Genomic DNA, 14,545 nt, shown 5'->3' on the forward strand with positions numbered 1-14,545 from the left:
TTGCACTTAGTTACTTAAACTTTCAACTAGACTTCAACTATTCAGCATACTCTCAACTTAGTCTGATGAACTTAATAAATTACGATGTTAGTTATTATTTTTAATCTATGTTTACTTTTGTTAATTAGAAGTTAGTTAAGTATTGCAAATAAATGCCAAAATAATTCTATAGTAAAATCGATTCAGTATAAGCTTTGATAGACGATCGCTTCCCACTTAATATAGTCTATACTCCTTTTGAGTTTCCCATATTCTCTAGCTTTTTGAAGCCTTTTGCAGTTTTGGTAACTCAGATAAGATTACTTTATTGGAACACCCGCAAAATGTGGGATAACAAGATCCGAATTTAGATATTTTAATAGTCGAAATTATATTTAATATTATATTGAAACCCTCCAGATTATATTTGGAGGGTTTGTTTGATGACTTGTGAGATTTGCTTAACTTAGAAGTGCCCCTGGTTTTCCGTTCTGGACTACAAAAGAAGCTAGGGTTTTGACTGAGGCATTCAAGTCAACGATGCTTGATACAACGCGATAGTCACTTTGCCAGCGTTTTGGAGTCAGGTTGCAGCGGACGTATCCTCGGTAAGCACCGTCAAAGAACTTAGTATGGGGATTGTTGCTTAAGGAAGCTTGAACTGCTTCTGTAACTAAAGATTGAGCCATGATGTTTTTCCTAATCGTCTAAATATTTCCCGCTTAGTCACCCAGTAAAGACATAACCTCTTCTAGTTTCTGTTTTGCCTTGTAGAGGTTGATAAGCTTCTCCTGTTTCCATCTAGCGGGTGACTGCATTCTCCTACCTTCCAGAGAGACTTTAATCAGTGCCGCTTGCTCATCAGTGGGTGAATTCATCTCATCTATAGCGCTACTCAATGCTTGCATAAAAGCAAAAGTAGGAGGTTTCAACCCTTTACCTGCATCGAATTGAGATAACGCCATTTGAGGAAATACCATTAAGGATGTAATCCATGAGGTCTTGTACCCTTTATTCCCAGTTGGTTTGATGCCGTAGCGTAAGCACAAGTCACGAAGTTCTTTGATGGTTTTGATTTCGAGTTCTGAACGTGTGAACATAGAGTTACCATTTCTCAAAAGTGGTATCGGTAGGTAACAAGTTTGTCAGGCTGTGATACCTGCCGATTAAAGACTTTAATCGATGGCTTCCTATCGATTCAACTTATATTTATATTTCTATACAATGCCTAATCCCAAGGGAACACCTGAAAATTTGCAACCAGGAAAGAGGAGAGGTGAAGAACCACTGACCGAGAAAATGAATATACGCATGACTAAAGCAATGAAAGACGAAGTGCAGCAACAAGACGATCCTCCTGAATTTTGTAGAGAAGCTATTCAGAAGGCACTAGATGAGAAAAAACAGAATCGGTAGGTTGCTTCAATCACTCGCACTTTCCCTTTACCAGTCAGATGAGCAATTCCCGGTAGACCTTGATGATGCGTGGCAGTGGTTAAAGTACAGCAAATTGAAATTGTACTCGGCTAGCATGGTCTGTTGAGCAATCACATTCCAGCGCGATCGCGATTGGTCTAACCCTTTTTGTAGGCATTGCTCTTGTTCTGAGCCGATCGTGGTAGCATTTGTATCAAAAGCTTGGGGACAGCGAGGCTTGAGTCCGTCATCACAAGGTTGATTAGTGCGATACTGCCTGGTAATTAGGACTAGGAGAATTTTATGGGTAATTTAGAGGTTGTTTGAAAAGTCGTGATTGATGTATCAAATATTTTTTTACCCCACCCTAACCCTCCCCCCTTCGACAAGCTCAGGGCATCGCTTGTAAAGGGGAGGGGACTGGATTTTCTGGTTTCCCCCCAATACATCGGGGGGATTAAGGGGGGTGATTAAAATCACAGTCAAACACTTTTCAAACATCCTCTTAGACCCACCACCAAAATAGTAAAGAATTTATGATAGTTGACAATATAGTTTTGGGAGGGATTAAAAGAGTTCAGCAATTGCTGGCGTATGGAAAGGTTGAACAAAAAATTGATGCCCTTCTAGATTCTTTTGAGTATGGAAAAGCTGGCTTAGATTTGATTATTCAAGCTTTACAAAACTCAGAAGTTGATGTTCAAGAAGCAGCTTATTGGTTACTTCAAGAAACTACAGAGCCAAAAACTAAACTGGCATTACAGCTATACAACCCATATTTATTTTTTGAGTATCTTTTTACTATTGAAAGGTATACAGATGAAGTTCGCAGGATAGCTTCTGTAGATATAAGCCAAGAGTTACAAACTTTAGTTACTGGTAATTATAACAACACAATTCAAGTGTGGAATATGCAAACGCAACAAGTAATATGCACATTCCAGCCAGAAACTACGAAGGAATTCGATCAAATCGCGATCGCACCCAATAATCGCGTTTTAGGACTTTGGCATTGTCTTGATTTGGCTGAAGTGTGGGATTTAAAAATAGAGCAGAAGATTTTCAGTACAAATATCCAGTCTGAGGAATTTTGGAGAGTTTCTTTTAGCCCAGATGGTCAAACTTTTGTAAGTACTCGTGATGGCTATGAACTAACATTTTGGGATGTTAATGAACAAAAGATAACACCTTCTATTTTTATCCCCGAAAATATTCATCGCCGTATTCCCATCTACTCAAATTCGCAAATATTAGTGACTGAAGAACAAGGCTTTGACCAAAACTATGAAATATGGGATTGGCAAACCCAACAAGTAATTTGCACCTTAAGTCTTTCAGGGTATATGCCTGTAATTACTGTCAGCCGCGATCGACGTTTTTTACTTAGTGGTAGTCGAGAAAATGGAATTATTAAAGTGTGGAATATTCTTACAGGACATGAACTTTGTAGTCTCACAAGTCATTCATCGTCAATTACTCGCCTTACAATTAGCTCAGATGGACAGAGACTATTTGTTTGGAGTGGAGACAGCACCGTTGAGGTGTGGGGAATTTAATTTTTCACGGTGATTGAGATAGTTTTACTTCAAAATTCAGGATTATATTATATAAATTACGAATTATTTAAAATCTGCCATTCCCCTGAACAATGTGCTTAACGGTGGTCAAAGTTTCCAGGCTGATAAATCCTCGGCGATGACCTTTTTGATTAGACATACCGAGAAATACTGAATCTCCCCGCGAAGGGTTGCGAGAAAAACGCGGGGAAGTGTTGATGTAGGTAGAGGCGCTGTTAACTCCCAAGGCAAACTGCCGACTTTCCTGGTAGGATTCAGTCACGATAGAGTCGGCATGACCACTGCTGTATTCATTAATCCAAGCGATCGCACTCTCTAAGCTATCCACCAGTTTAAAAGCTACTGTCCTCGTTAAATAAGGGTTTCCCCATTCGCCTTCTTTTACCAGCTGCAACTGAGGAAAGGCTTGGACTAGTTCTGCATCTCCTTTAATTTCAAAGCCTTTTTCCATCAAGCTGTTCCACAAGACAGCTAAAGATGATGGCAAGGCTTGACGATGAATTAGTACTTTTTCAATGGCGTTAACTCGATCGGGTTCACTTTGATGACTATTAAGAATCATCCAGCGTACCATTTCTAAGCTGCTATTGGGCGACCAATAAAGGTAACAGTTACCCATCGCCGACTTTAAAACTGGGCAAGTTGACTGTCGGACTACTTGCTGCACTAAGCTAGAACGTCCGTAAGGAATAACTAAATTCACATACTGGTCTTGGGTAACTAGATCGCGAACTGAAGCCCCATGTTCTGCTGTAATCATTTCTAGACAGCCCTGAGCTAGACCAACTTCTGCGATCGCATTTTGCAGTACCTCAGCGATCACCGCGTTAGAATGGCTAGCTTCGGTGCTGCCTTTGAGAATTATACAATTACCAGTTTTGATACAAAAACCTGCTGCGATCGCTCCTAAATCGGGAAAGGCCTCATAAATAAATCCAATCACTCCCAAGGGCATTAACTGGGTGTAACTTTGGGAATCTTCTAGTTGATAATCAGCGGTTCTGACGCGTCGCAGCGGATCTGATAATTCCCCCAACCGTTGTAAAATGTCTACTGTCATCTCTAGTCTTGTGGGAGTCAGCTTCAGCCAGTCCAATATCAGCTCAGGCACTGCCATTTCCCGACTGGCTTCTAAATCCAAGGTATTGGCTTCTAGAATGTCATCAAATGAGCGCTCAATCGCCTTAGCCATTGCCAATACTGCACGACTCCGGTCTGCTCCCTTTGTGAGCGCCAGCTTTAGGGAAGCTTGATAGGCTCGTTGGGCACTAGTAATCGGTTCGGGGTGGTCATCCAATTCAACAGTCATTGAGTTAACGTCTGTAGGTAAGCCAGACCATTAGTGCTGGTAAGATAGCCAATAGCACCGCCACCATTGCCCAAGCAATAATGCTGGAACCATTTGCCAATCGCAGTGCTAATGGCAGCCATATAATCACTAGCACGAAAATAATCCCCAGCGCTATAGGCAAATAGCTTTCTCCCAAGCGGGGATGGACAACATGCCAACTATTTCCCATCCAACGCCAAGCCCGTTTGTAGGGATAAGTGGTGGAAAGCTGTTCTAGGACATGACCATTATCTTCTACAACAAAGATTTGCTGACAGCGATCGCAACCAAATGCTTCTGTCAGCGTAATCGGAATTAACTGACCCCGGCGACGACAGGGACAGGGGTATTCGGTATTGAAATCGATTTTTTCGGGTTTTTGAGATTGCACAAGCGTTCTAATAACTTGAGCGTGTTTTACACGAACTACAAAAATATAATGCCTTGGTAAACACCTTAGAGGCTTCTGTCTTTATATACATAAAAAGGTGATGCAAACATTGCCCTGATTACCAACAGTAGATGCAGTTAACTTTAAGTATCCTACTAATGGCCACAGTACGGAGTTATCTATTTTTAATCTTTCCCCGTAGCTGGCGATCTTGTTTAAAAATTTCCTTCTCTTCATCTGTCGCTTTCAAGGTAATGTGGTTGCGTTTTTGGGGATTTATTATGCTGACACACCTGATACAATTTTTAGCATAGGTGGCGATCGCTCCTAAAGCCAATCCTTTGGGAAGGCTAGGTCTAGGTTCGTAAACAACACGCATCAACAAACCCGCTAATTTCCCTTTGGGTCACTATATATTACAACCAGTTATCAAGGTTAGATCGGGATTATCTCCAATCTCTATGCCTTGGAGTTCACAGGCGTTTCCAGAGCGGAAATTGCTAAAACATATTTAGTGTCTAACTCTTTGTCCAAATATATAGATTGTGGCTAATTTTAACCGATCTGTCCACATTTGGAGCAGTTTACAAGAGTGCAGAGCTAATCTCCGAACACTTCAACGCACCCTAAAAGCACTAAACCTCTTGGAATTGTTAAATTCAAGAGGTTTTAGTTGGAAGCGGGTAACGCGATTCGAACGCGCGACATTCACCTTGGCAAGGTGACGCTCTACCACTGAGCTATACCCGCGATCGTCATCCAAATACCAATATCTCAGATTTATCTGTAATTGTCAACCCCTTAATTTAGTTATTGGTCAGTAGAGACGCGATTAATCGCGTCTGTACAATGGTCATTAATGAATAACAAAGGACAAACTAATGACGGACTAGCCGAGTTCTTCTGACTCGATAGTTAAATTGCCGACGCTGGCACTTGGAAAAGAGGGTGGCAAAGACTGGCTATTACGAGAATATGGTTCTGCTAGGTTAGAACGCAGTTGTCGCATCAGGCTAGCCATTTCTAAAGCATTCAGGGCGTAATCCCAGCCATGATTACCTTTTATGCCTGCCCGTTCTAGGGCTTGCTGCATAGTATCTACTGTCAAAATGCCAAAAATGACTGGCACCCCAGTTTGAAAGCTAGCGGCGGCAATGCCTTTAGAAACCTCTGAGGATACGTAATCAAAATGGGGTGTTTGTCCTCGAATGACTGCGCCAAGACAAATTACAGCATCATAACGATGGGAAAGTGCCAATTGGCGAGCTACTAAAGGTACCTCAAAACTTCCCGGAACCCAAACATAGTCCACCTGATTACCTTGGGGATTAGGGTCTACACCGTGGCGTTTTAAACAATCTTGACATCCCTCTAGCAGCTTTCCGGTAACGAGGTCATTGAATCGACCAATCACCACTGCAAACCGCAAAGGCTCCGTTTGGGTAAAAGTTCCCTCGAAAACTGCCATGACTGCCTCTTTATCAACTATACTTCTGGCCAATATACATTTCTTATTTAAATGTAGAGGAGCAGGAAAGCGCAGTCAAAATGAAGTTAGTAGGAAAAAGAAAAAATCCTTTGTTTCCCTTAACCTTTGACCTTGGCTTTTCTGCCCCTCTAGTTCTTATATTATGTGCCTGCGCCAGAGCGAAGCCGTCGCCTAAACGACAAAAAAGTTTAACAAACCAACTAAAAACACCAAACCAATCCAAACCCCAGAACCAACCCAGAGCAGTTTTTTAGATTCATTCCAGTTTTGGGGAGTGGCATAAGCAACCGGAACGCCTACAACGAGGACAAAAGACAACAGTACTAGACCTATCAAGGCAAATTGGAATATTATGGTCATTTTTGCTTCTCCCAATACAGCGAAATACTAAGGATAGAATATCCTAAAGGGCGACACTGACACTTTCTTATTATTTTTAAGCTAGCAGAAATTGCAACATTTTAGTCATTAGTCATTGGTCATTAGTCATTTGTCTGTTACCAATGCCCAATGTCCAATACAACTCTTAGAGAGGCTGCACTTCGACTACGCTCAGTGACCACGCCAACGGCTTCTCTACGAAACGCTGTTCGCGTTCGGTCAGTACAAGTGCCCAATGACTGTATAACTATGGATTTAATTCTTTGCCACACTACAGCAGATTTTGACGCATTAGGAGCAGCAGTAGGGTTGACACGCCTACTATCGGGAAGCAAGATTGTGCTAACTGGCGGCTCTCATCCTCCTGTACGGGATTTTTTAGCATTGCATCGGGATGAATATCCACTGATTGAACGCCGTTCGGTGAATCCAGAAAAAATTCGTTCTCTGACTGTGGTGGATACACAACACCGCGATCGCTTGGGTAAAGCTGCCCAGTGGTTAGATTTACCTACTGTAAGAGAGATTATAGTTTATGACCATCACTTAGGACAAGAATCAGATATTCCGGCGACGCGATCGCATATTGACTCGGTAGGAGCCACCACAACTTTAATCGTCGAGCAGTTGCAACAACAGGAAATTTCCTTGACTGCTGCCGAAGCAACTGTGATGGCTTTGGGTATCCACGTTGACACTGGCTCTTTAACATACGATCAGTCCACAGCACGAGATGCCCTAGCTTTGGCTTGGTTGATGCAACAAGGGGCTAGTTTATCAGTAATTTCCACCTACCGCGATCCCGGATTATCTTTGCAATTGCAGCAGCTATTAACTAAATCTCTGGAAAGTTTAGAATCTCTCAGTCTACATGGATATACGGTTGCTTGGGTAACTTTGAAAACTGAGGCTTTTGTGCCAGGGCTATCGAGCCTAGCTTCGGAACTTGTAGAATTAACTGAAATTGATGCCCTACTATTGGCTAATGAGTATCCTTTAGGTGAAGAGGATTCACGCTTAACGGTAATTGGGCGATCGCAAATTCCCAAAACAAATCTTAACCTATTATTCCAACCTCTAGGGGGTGGCGGTCATTCGCAAGCCGCATCTTTAAATCTAAGAGAAGTTGATTCGCAGGCAATATTAAAACAACTTCTTGACGGGATAAAAGCACAAATTCCCCATCCCCTAACTGCGAGGGATTTGATGTCTTCTCCTGTCCGCACGATTCTGCCTGAAACGACAATTGCCGAAGCCCAGCGCATTTTATTACGCTATGGACACTCTGGTTTATTCGTAGTCGATACTCAAGGGCAACTAGTAGGTATTATTTCGCGGCGGGATATTGATATCGCCTTACACCACGGATTTAGTCATGCACCAGTTAAGGGCTACATGACCAAGAATCTCAAAACGATTACACCAGATACGACATTACCACAAATAGAGTCGGTGATGGTGACTTATGATATCGGACGCTTACCAGTATTGGAAAATGAGCAGTTAATGGGCATTGTCACCCGTACTGATGTCTTACGCGAATTACATCAAGAAAGGGATGAAGACCAAGAGGGAGAGCAAAAATTCAAAATTCAAAATGACGCTTACAGAGTCGCTAATGCTGCGCTAACAAAATTTAAAATTCCTCTCAGCACTGAATTGCAAAATCGCCTTGCTCCCCAACTATGGCAATTACTCACTACAGCATCGCAAGAGGCAGAAAAACGGGGTTGGCATCTTTATCTAGTGGGCGGTGCGGTGCGGGATTTGCTATTAACAGAAGCAGTAGCGGGCACTTTGATGATTAAAGATATCGATCTTGTGGTTGATGGCTTTCATAAATCAGCAGATGTCGGTGCTGGTGTGGAATTAGCCAAAGCACTCCAACAACTTTACCCTATGGCTCGCTTAGAAATCCACGGGGCTTTTCAAACTGCGGCTTTGTTATGGCACAAAGACCCAGAATTAGATTCTCTCTGGGTAGATATTGCCACTGCGAGAACAGAATTCTATCCTTATCCAGCCGCAAATCCAGAAGTTGAGGCGAGTTCTATTCGTCAAGATTTGTATCGCCGAGATTTTACCATCAACGCCCTCGCCTTGCGCCTGACTTCCCCTCGTACTGGTGAGTTACTCGATTTTTTTGGGGGATTACTAGATTTACAAGCTAAACAAATTCGGGTTTTACACGCCAACAGCTTTATCGAAGACCCCACCCGCATTTTTCGTGGCGTGCGCTTTGCCGTGCGCTTTGGATTTCAGATAGAATCGCAAACTGAAGAGTTTATCCGCTATGCCATCAACAGTGGTGTTTACGATCGCACTGCTCAAGAGAATAGCAGAACTCCAGCCCTGCAAACTCGACTGAAAACAGAACTAAAACACATCCTAGAAGTCACCTACTGGAAATCAGCTTTACAGTTACTCGATAACTTAGAGGCATTGCAATGCATCCATCCTACCCTGAAGCTAGACGCAGAACTCTTGCGACAATTACGTTTGCTAGAAAGCTGTTTGCGGCGATTTGACCCGCAACCAACCCTCATTCATTGGGAAATGCGTTTAGAAGCGTTAATTGCCCATCTAGCACCACAATATCGAGCAAAAGTGGCAAAGAATCTACAACTGCAAGAAGATGGCGTTAAACGCTTGCAAAACTTGGCTTCTGCTCAAACTGAAGTAATAGAATCTTTGCCTAAGTGTCAAAGTCCTAGTCAAGTAGTACAGTTGTTGCGACAGTACGATTTACCAATGCTGATTTTAATCGCTGTGCAAAGTCCGCGATCGCTTAGACATCAGATTTGGGAATATTTAACTGTTTGGGCTAATGTGCAGCCACTACTGAATGGCAATGATTTAAAGAAACTGGGTTACACACCAGGGCCCCAGTATCGGCAAATATTAGATAATGTACTTGCTGCTACCTTAGATGGAGTAATTAAAGATAGGACTGAAGCTGAGGAGTTTTTAGCACAACACTATCCTAAATGAATTAGCCGTGGTCTAAATTGTATCTGGATCGATATTTAACTCACGCAGTTTTGCTGTTAAACGTTCTGCCTTTTGTTCGGCTTGTTCTGCCTTTTGTTCTGCTTGTTCTGCCGTTTCTTCAGGTGTTGGTACTAGTTGACCATCTTTTGTATAAAACCGCAATAATCCCCGATCGACTCCCAAATATAACCCTAGTTGTTGACTCCACAAATATCCTTGTTCGCTTGCTTGTAGAGGTTGATATTTTCCATCTACTAAATGAAATCCCGCAAATTCTTGTGTATAAGGGTCGAACCAAAAATAATCTAACGTGCGGAAAGTATCTTGATAAATTTCTTTTTTTAAACCTTTATCTGTATTCGCTGTTGAGTCAGACAAAATTTCTAGAATTACATTCGGATATTTGCCATCTTCTTCCCAGACTACCCAACTTTTGCGGGTTTTACGTTCGCATCCCAACACTACAAAAAAGTCTGGGCCTCGGAAGTATTCTGATTTGCGTTGATGTGGACTGTAATAGATAGTCAGATTTCCCGCCGCATAGAAATTATTCCTATCTCGCCACAACCATTCCAGACATGTTAAAAGTAGGATTATTTGCCGTAAATGCAGTTCGCTTTCCAAGGGAGGTTCATCACTATATAAATCGCCAGGGGGAAATATAACATCTTGGCAGATGCCTTCTTGAGAATCTAATTCTTGAGCTATGGTCATAAGAATGAATACGGCATCAAGTAGTGATTAATTTATTTTAGCAGTGTTGTAGTTAGCGATCGCATCCTCGCTTTCCGAAATACCTTAGTGCTACACTGTAGTCAATATCAAACCTCATCACAACTCCAATGAGATAGCACAAATGAAGTAATACCAAACACCTGTTGCACTAAAGCAACAAATGTCAACGAAGAATAAACGCAACTAGTTTGACACGGTTACTTCACATAGTCATGCACTACAAATATTGTCATCACTCCTATCTACATAGAATCGCTTGACGATTGTCTGCGGCTGGTTTTTTGTGTCTAATCTACCCGCAGCTTTTGGAAAAACGCGGGTGGAATTTTGCGAATTGAGGTTTGATAAGAATGCCGAAAAAATCAATATTATTAGCTGAGAATTTAGCCTACGAACTCAGCTTGGACAGAACTTTGTTTCCAAAAATTCAGGTGAGTATCGAAGCAGGCGATCGCATTGCTTTAGTCGGTCGCAACGGGGTAGGAAAATCAACCCTTTTCAAGATACTTGCAGGTCAAATTAACCGATATACAGGTTCAGTTTGCTGTAATGGTATTGTCTATTATTTGCCACAAATCAGCACTATCAGGCAAGAAATTACAGCAGAGACAGTACTTAATTTTTTGATTTCTATCTCTGATGAATGGTGGAAGATTGAGGATATTTTGCAAACACAATTTAACACCAAAGTTGACTTATCTTTACCAATTGCTAACTTGAGTGGTGGAGAACTTACTAAACTGTTTTTGGCAATCGGTTTAGCTCAAGAGCCAAACTTGTTATTGCTCGATGAGCCAACTAATCACATGGATTTGCAAGCATTAGAAAGCCTAAGACAGTTTCTTTTGAATTTCACAGGTGCGTATGTAATTGTCTCTCATAAGCCTTTTTTCTTAGACCAAGTAACAGAAGTTACCTGGGAACTTACACCTGTTGGCTTGAAAATATATGGCGGTAATTTCTCGCACTATCGAGAACAGAAAGCAATAGAGTTAGAGGCAGCATTGCGATCGCACGAAGTCGCCAGAAAGGAACTCAAACGCGCTCAAAGTGCTGCTATGCAAGAACAACAGCGTGCAGCCCAATCTCAGCGCAATGGTCGTGCTAAGTTTCTCGATGGTAGTATCGACACAACAGCAGCCGGAGCGATGAAAAGAAAAGCTGAAATATCAGCCGGAACTGCGAAAAAGAAACATGAAGCCGCAGTGGCTAAAGCTAATCAAAAAGTTGTAGATACCAAGGTAAAAACCACAAAAGTAACAAGTATCCAACTAGAAGAAAAAAGCCAAAAGCGCAAAAACTTAATTGATATTCAAGGTGCAAATCTTAAGATATCAGAAAGGGTACTTTTACACAATATTCAGTTGCATGTTTCTTCTGGCGATCGCATAGCCATTATCGGCGCAAACGGTTCTGGTAAATCGAGTTTGGTCAAAGCAACTTTGGGAATGGAAAACCAAACGGCGGTTTTAGAATCTGGTGAGGTTTTGCTTGCACCAGCGATGAAAGCTGTATATCTCGATCAAACCTACGAATTAGTAAATCGTAAATACACAATTCTGGAAAATATGCAAGTAGCTAATCCCAATCTCAGCTATCAGCTTTTACGCCAACAGCTAGGACACTTTTTGTTTAAATACGATAATGTTCATAAAAGCGCCTCTGTACTGAGTGGAGGTGAATTAGCAAGATTAGCGATCGCTATAATCAGTATCTCAGAAATCGATCTACTGATTCTTGATGAGCCAACTAATAACCTAGATATTGAAACTGTTGAACAAATAGTATTAGGTATCAATGATTACCAAAGAGCGATCTGGGTAATTTCCCACGATATAGATTTCCTCAGCCAGATTAACATTACCCAAGGTTTCAAGTTGAGGGAACAAACTTTGCAAATGACAACTTATTTACCAAGTACACCAGAGCAATATTATCAAGAGTTGCTGGAATACGCTCAATAAAGCGATCGCCTGATGTAAATTTCTAGTAAATTTCTACCTCAACAACAGAAGCCGTAAAGCATACAGGCAAGTTATAATTCTCTTGCGGTGCAACGTAACAAAAATTTATGAGTAACCCCCTTGTACAAGCCTTTTTCGTAGGCAGAGCGGTAGCAGAAGTAGTTAATGAGCGTTTAGAGGTCGCCTTGACCGATGCTTTGAGCGATCTGGGCAAATTTGATGCAGAAGCTAGAGAGCAACTGCGCCAATTTACAGAAGAAGTTTTAGAGCGAGCAAATCGGTCAGCAGAAGCAGCTAATGCAGGTCAAACTACCCCAGGTACTGGGCAAGCCAGTTCTGATTCAGGTGATTTGCAAGCAGAGATTGATGAATTACGAGCTGAAATTGCCCTGTTACGAACAGAATTGCAACATTATCGTAGAACTTCTGCATAAATTTTAGTCATTGGTCATTGGTCATTAGTCATTAGGCTAAGAATTATGCACAAATGACAATTGGACTTTGGACAAATGACACTTAAGAAAGAATAGTTTAGGAGTCAGAGTGTCTTTTCTTCCAAGTGATTCGATCGCAAACCAACGGTAAACAAAGTATATGGAACAAGGTTATTCAGAGAAGGCATACCGTTGGAATCGGGAAAAATACTCTAGCAAACGGCGTTTTGTGGACATTTGGTCTTTTGTCTTGACCTTATTGTTCAAACTTTGGCTATACAACAAATCTTGGAGTTATGCAGGTGGTGTAACTGATGTAAAGCAAGCTGCAAGACGCAAAACCCAAGCAGTCTGGATTCGCAATACTCTATTGGATTTAGGACCAACCTTCATCAAAGTTGGGCAACTGTTTTCTACCCGTGCTGATATATTCCCTGGTGAATATGTAGAAGAACTAGCCAAATTACAAGACAAAGTACCCGCATTTAGTTATGAGCAAGTAGAAGCGATCGTTGAGAAAGAACTAGGCAAGAAAATTCCTGAACTTTTCCATAATTTTGAACCTATTCCCTTAGCTGCTGCTAGCTTGGGGCAAGTACACAAAGCTGTACTACATACTGGAGAATCAGTTGTTGTTAAGGTGCAACGTCCTGGGCTAAAGAAGTTATTTGAAATAGATTTACAGATTCTCAAAGGAATTACCCGCTACTTTCAAAACCATCCTAAATGGGGACGTGGACGAGATTGGTTGGGTATTTACGAAGAATGTTGTCGGATTCTTTGGGAAGAAATTGATTATCTTAACGAAGGTCGTAACGCCGATACTTTTCGCCGGAACTTTCGCGGCTATGATTGGGTGAGCGTCCCCAGAATATACTGGCGTTACGCTACTTCCAGAGTTCTGACTTTGGAATATCTCCCTGGAATTAAAATTAGCCAATACGAAGCTTTAGAAGCAGCGGGTTTGGATCGAAAAGCGATCGCTCGTCAAGGCGCTCAAGCCTACTTACTACAATTACTCAATAGTGGCTTTTTCCACGCCGATCCTCACCCAGGTAATATTGCCGTCAGTGCAAATGGCGCTCTGATATTTTATGATTTCGGCATGATGGGGCGGATTAAGTCCAACATCCGCGAAGGATTGATGGAAACACTTTTTGGCATTGCTCAAAAAGATGGCGATCGCGTTGTGCAATCTCTGATAAATTTAGGTGCGATCGCCCCAACTGATGATATGGGCCCAGTACGGCGTTCCGTGCAGTATATGCTGGATCATTTTATGGATAAGCCCTTTGAAAATCAATCAGTCGCAGCAATCAGTGACGACCTTTACGAAATAGCTTATAATCAGCCATTTAGATTTCCAGCAACTTTCACTTTCGTGATGCGAGCCTTTTCTACTTTAGAAGGAGTAGGTAAAGGCTTAGATCCAGAGTTTAACTTTATGGAAGTTGCCCAACCATATGCAATGCAGCTTATAACCGATATGAATGGTTCTGAGGGGAATAGCTTTCTTAACGAATTAAGTCGCCAAGCAGCTCAGGTAAGTAGTACTGCGTTGGGTTTACCACGTAGGTTAGAGGATACGCTAGAAAAGCTAGAACGGGGAGATATGCGCTTGCGCGTTCGGTCTATAGAAACCGAACGCCTGCTGCGGCGGCAGAGCAGTATTCAGCTTTCAATAAGTTATGCTCTGTTAATCAGCGGTTTCACGCTTTCAGCTACTATTTTAGTGGTTAAGGATTATCTCTGGTTGGCACTGCTGCCTGGTTTAATTGCAGCGGCGCTTTCAGCGATTCTGATCCGATTACTTTTACGCCTCGACCGTTACGATCGTATGTATTAATTGTTGCAAAAA

At 41.9% G+C, this 14,545-nt stretch carries 13 protein-coding genes, 1 tRNA gene and 2 pseudogenes; 6 read left to right on the forward strand and 10 right to left on the reverse strand.

The features are described 5' to 3' along the window. Window positions 1–440: 440 nt before the first annotated feature. Together ACR5KR_RS09365 and ACR5KR_RS09370 are read right to left on the reverse strand one after the other, a co-directional pair. Window positions 441–641 (reverse strand): annotated as a pseudogene (locus ACR5KR_RS09365) (alkaline phosphatase); the annotation flags it as partial. A gap of 60 nt (window positions 642–701) precedes the next feature. Further along, window positions 702–1,079 (reverse strand): hypothetical protein, encoded by a 378-nt coding sequence (locus tag ACR5KR_RS09370; protein WP_445626803.1) that lies wholly within the window; start codon window positions 1,077–1,079, stop codon window positions 702–704. A gap of 124 nt (window positions 1,080–1,203) precedes the next feature. Between ACR5KR_RS09370 and ACR5KR_RS09375 the strand changes: the two genes are divergently transcribed. Beyond that, window positions 1,204–1,395: a hypothetical protein gene (locus ACR5KR_RS09375; RefSeq protein ID WP_445632143.1), complete on the forward strand. Its 192-nt coding sequence runs from the start codon at window positions 1,204–1,206 to the stop codon at window positions 1,393–1,395. Between the two features lie 93 nt (window positions 1,396–1,488). Here ACR5KR_RS09375 and ACR5KR_RS09380 read toward each other — a convergent pair. Beyond that, window positions 1,489–1,686, reverse strand: a pseudogene (locus ACR5KR_RS09380) (alkaline phosphatase D family protein); the annotation flags it as partial. Window positions 1,687–1,931: 245 nt separating this feature from the next. Between ACR5KR_RS09380 and ACR5KR_RS09385 the strand changes: the two are divergent. Continuing rightward, a complete protein-coding gene (locus ACR5KR_RS09385; RefSeq protein ID WP_448266302.1) occupies window positions 1,932–2,951 on the forward strand; it encodes a WD40 repeat domain-containing protein in 1,020 nt (339 codons plus the stop codon). A gap of 67 nt (window positions 2,952–3,018) precedes the next feature. On the opposite strand, the gene ACR5KR_RS09390 is transcribed toward ACR5KR_RS09385, so the two are convergent. The 6 genes from ACR5KR_RS09390 to psbZ all read right to left on the reverse strand — a co-directional run bounded on the left by ACR5KR_RS09390 (window position 3,019) and on the right by psbZ (window position 6,542). Beyond that, window positions 3,019–4,281 (reverse strand): glutamate-5-semialdehyde dehydrogenase, encoded by a 1,263-nt coding sequence (locus tag ACR5KR_RS09390; protein WP_448266304.1) that lies wholly within the window; start codon window positions 4,279–4,281, stop codon window positions 3,019–3,021. A gap of 4 nt (window positions 4,282–4,285) precedes the next feature. After that, on the reverse strand, window positions 4,286–4,693 hold the full coding sequence (locus tag ACR5KR_RS09395; RefSeq protein ID WP_094348002.1) for a hypothetical protein: 408 nt from the start codon (window positions 4,691–4,693) through the stop codon (window positions 4,286–4,288). Window positions 4,694–4,868: 175 nt separating this feature from the next. Beyond that, on the reverse strand, window positions 4,869–5,072 hold the full coding sequence (locus ACR5KR_RS09400; RefSeq protein WP_448266305.1) for a hypothetical protein: 204 nt from the start codon (window positions 5,070–5,072) through the stop codon (window positions 4,869–4,871). Window positions 5,073–5,371: 299 nt separating this feature from the next. Then, window positions 5,372–5,443, reverse strand: a tRNA-Gly gene (locus ACR5KR_RS09405). Window positions 5,444–5,582: 139 nt separating this feature from the next. Then, the gene (ribH, locus tag ACR5KR_RS09410) at window positions 5,583–6,161 is read right to left on the reverse strand and encodes a 6,7-dimethyl-8-ribityllumazine synthase (protein WP_445626799.1); all 579 of its coding nucleotides are present in this window, start codon (window positions 6,159–6,161) and stop codon (window positions 5,583–5,585) included. A gap of 192 nt (window positions 6,162–6,353) precedes the next feature. Then, window positions 6,354–6,542, reverse strand: a complete 189-nt coding sequence (gene psbZ, locus ACR5KR_RS09415) for a photosystem II reaction center protein PsbZ (RefSeq protein ID WP_335005725.1) — start codon at window positions 6,540–6,542, stop codon at window positions 6,354–6,356. 270 nt (window positions 6,543–6,812) lie between these two features. On the opposite strand from psbZ, the gene ACR5KR_RS09420 reads away from it, so the two are divergent. After that, window positions 6,813–9,554 carry a CBS domain-containing protein gene (locus ACR5KR_RS09420; RefSeq protein ID WP_448266306.1) on the forward strand — a complete coding sequence of 914 codons (2,742 nt, stop codon included), beginning with the start codon at window positions 6,813–6,815 and terminating at the stop codon, window positions 9,552–9,554. Window positions 9,555–9,566: 12 nt separating this feature from the next. On the opposite strand, the gene ACR5KR_RS09425 is transcribed toward ACR5KR_RS09420, so the two are convergent. Then, window positions 9,567–10,268 (reverse strand): Uma2 family endonuclease, encoded by a 702-nt coding sequence (locus tag ACR5KR_RS09425; protein WP_445626798.1) that lies wholly within the window; start codon window positions 10,266–10,268, stop codon window positions 9,567–9,569. Between the two features lie 371 nt (window positions 10,269–10,639). Here ACR5KR_RS09425 and abc-f point away from each other — a divergent pair, with 371 nt between their 5' ends. The 3 genes from abc-f (at window position 10,640) to ACR5KR_RS09440 (ending at window position 14,533) form a co-directional block, all read left to right on the forward strand. After that, a complete protein-coding gene (gene abc-f / locus ACR5KR_RS09430; protein WP_448266308.1) occupies window positions 10,640–12,253 on the forward strand; it encodes a ribosomal protection-like ABC-F family protein in 1,614 nt (537 codons plus the stop codon). Between the two features lie 107 nt (window positions 12,254–12,360). Next, window positions 12,361–12,687, forward strand: a complete 327-nt coding sequence (locus ACR5KR_RS09435; RefSeq protein ID WP_445626796.1) for a DUF6825 family protein — start codon at window positions 12,361–12,363, stop codon at window positions 12,685–12,687. Window positions 12,688–12,847: 160 nt separating this feature from the next. Next, window positions 12,848–14,533 carry an ABC1 kinase family protein gene (locus ACR5KR_RS09440; protein WP_448266309.1) on the forward strand — a complete coding sequence of 562 codons (1,686 nt, stop codon included), beginning with the start codon at window positions 12,848–12,850 and terminating at the stop codon, window positions 14,531–14,533. Window positions 14,534–14,545: the final 12 nt, after the last annotated feature.

The sequence above is a fragment of the Nostoc sp. DSM 114159 genome, from assembly GCF_053470285.1.

Bases quoted from the DNA above. Each gene is read 5' to 3' on its own strand.
- ACR5KR_RS09400 (WP_448266305.1), bottom strand. From the start codon at position 5,072: ATGCGTGTTGTTTACGAACCTAGACCTAGCCTTCCCAAAGGATTGGCT.
- ACR5KR_RS09435 (WP_445626796.1), top strand. From the start codon at position 12,361: ATGAGTAACCCCCTTGTACAAGCCTTTTTCGTAGGCAGAGCGGTAGCA.
- ACR5KR_RS09375 (WP_445632143.1), top strand. From the start codon at position 1,204: ATGCCTAATCCCAAGGGAACACCTGAAAATTTGCAACCAGGAAAGAGG.
- psbZ (WP_335005725.1), bottom strand. From the start codon at position 6,542: ATGACCATAATATTCCAATTTGCCTTGATAGGTCTAGTACTGTTGTCT.
- ACR5KR_RS09440 (WP_448266309.1), top strand. From the start codon at position 12,848: ATGGAACAAGGTTATTCAGAGAAGGCATACCGTTGGAATCGGGAAAAA.
- ACR5KR_RS09385 (WP_448266302.1), top strand. From the start codon at position 1,932: ATGATAGTTGACAATATAGTTTTGGGAGGGATTAAAAGAGTTCAGCAA.
- ACR5KR_RS09425 (WP_445626798.1), bottom strand. From the start codon at position 10,268: ATGACCATAGCTCAAGAATTAGATTCTCAAGAAGGCATCTGCCAAGAT.
- ACR5KR_RS09390 (WP_448266304.1), bottom strand. From the start codon at position 4,281: ATGACTGTTGAATTGGATGACCACCCCGAACCGATTACTAGTGCCCAA.
- abc-f (WP_448266308.1), top strand. From the start codon at position 10,640: ATGCCGAAAAAATCAATATTATTAGCTGAGAATTTAGCCTACGAACTC.
- ACR5KR_RS09420 (WP_448266306.1), top strand. From the start codon at position 6,813: ATGGATTTAATTCTTTGCCACACTACAGCAGATTTTGACGCATTAGGA.
- ribH (WP_445626799.1), bottom strand. From the start codon at position 6,161: ATGGCAGTTTTCGAGGGAACTTTTACCCAAACGGAGCCTTTGCGGTTT.
- ACR5KR_RS09370 (WP_445626803.1), bottom strand. From the start codon at position 1,079: ATGTTCACACGTTCAGAACTCGAAATCAAAACCATCAAAGAACTTCGT.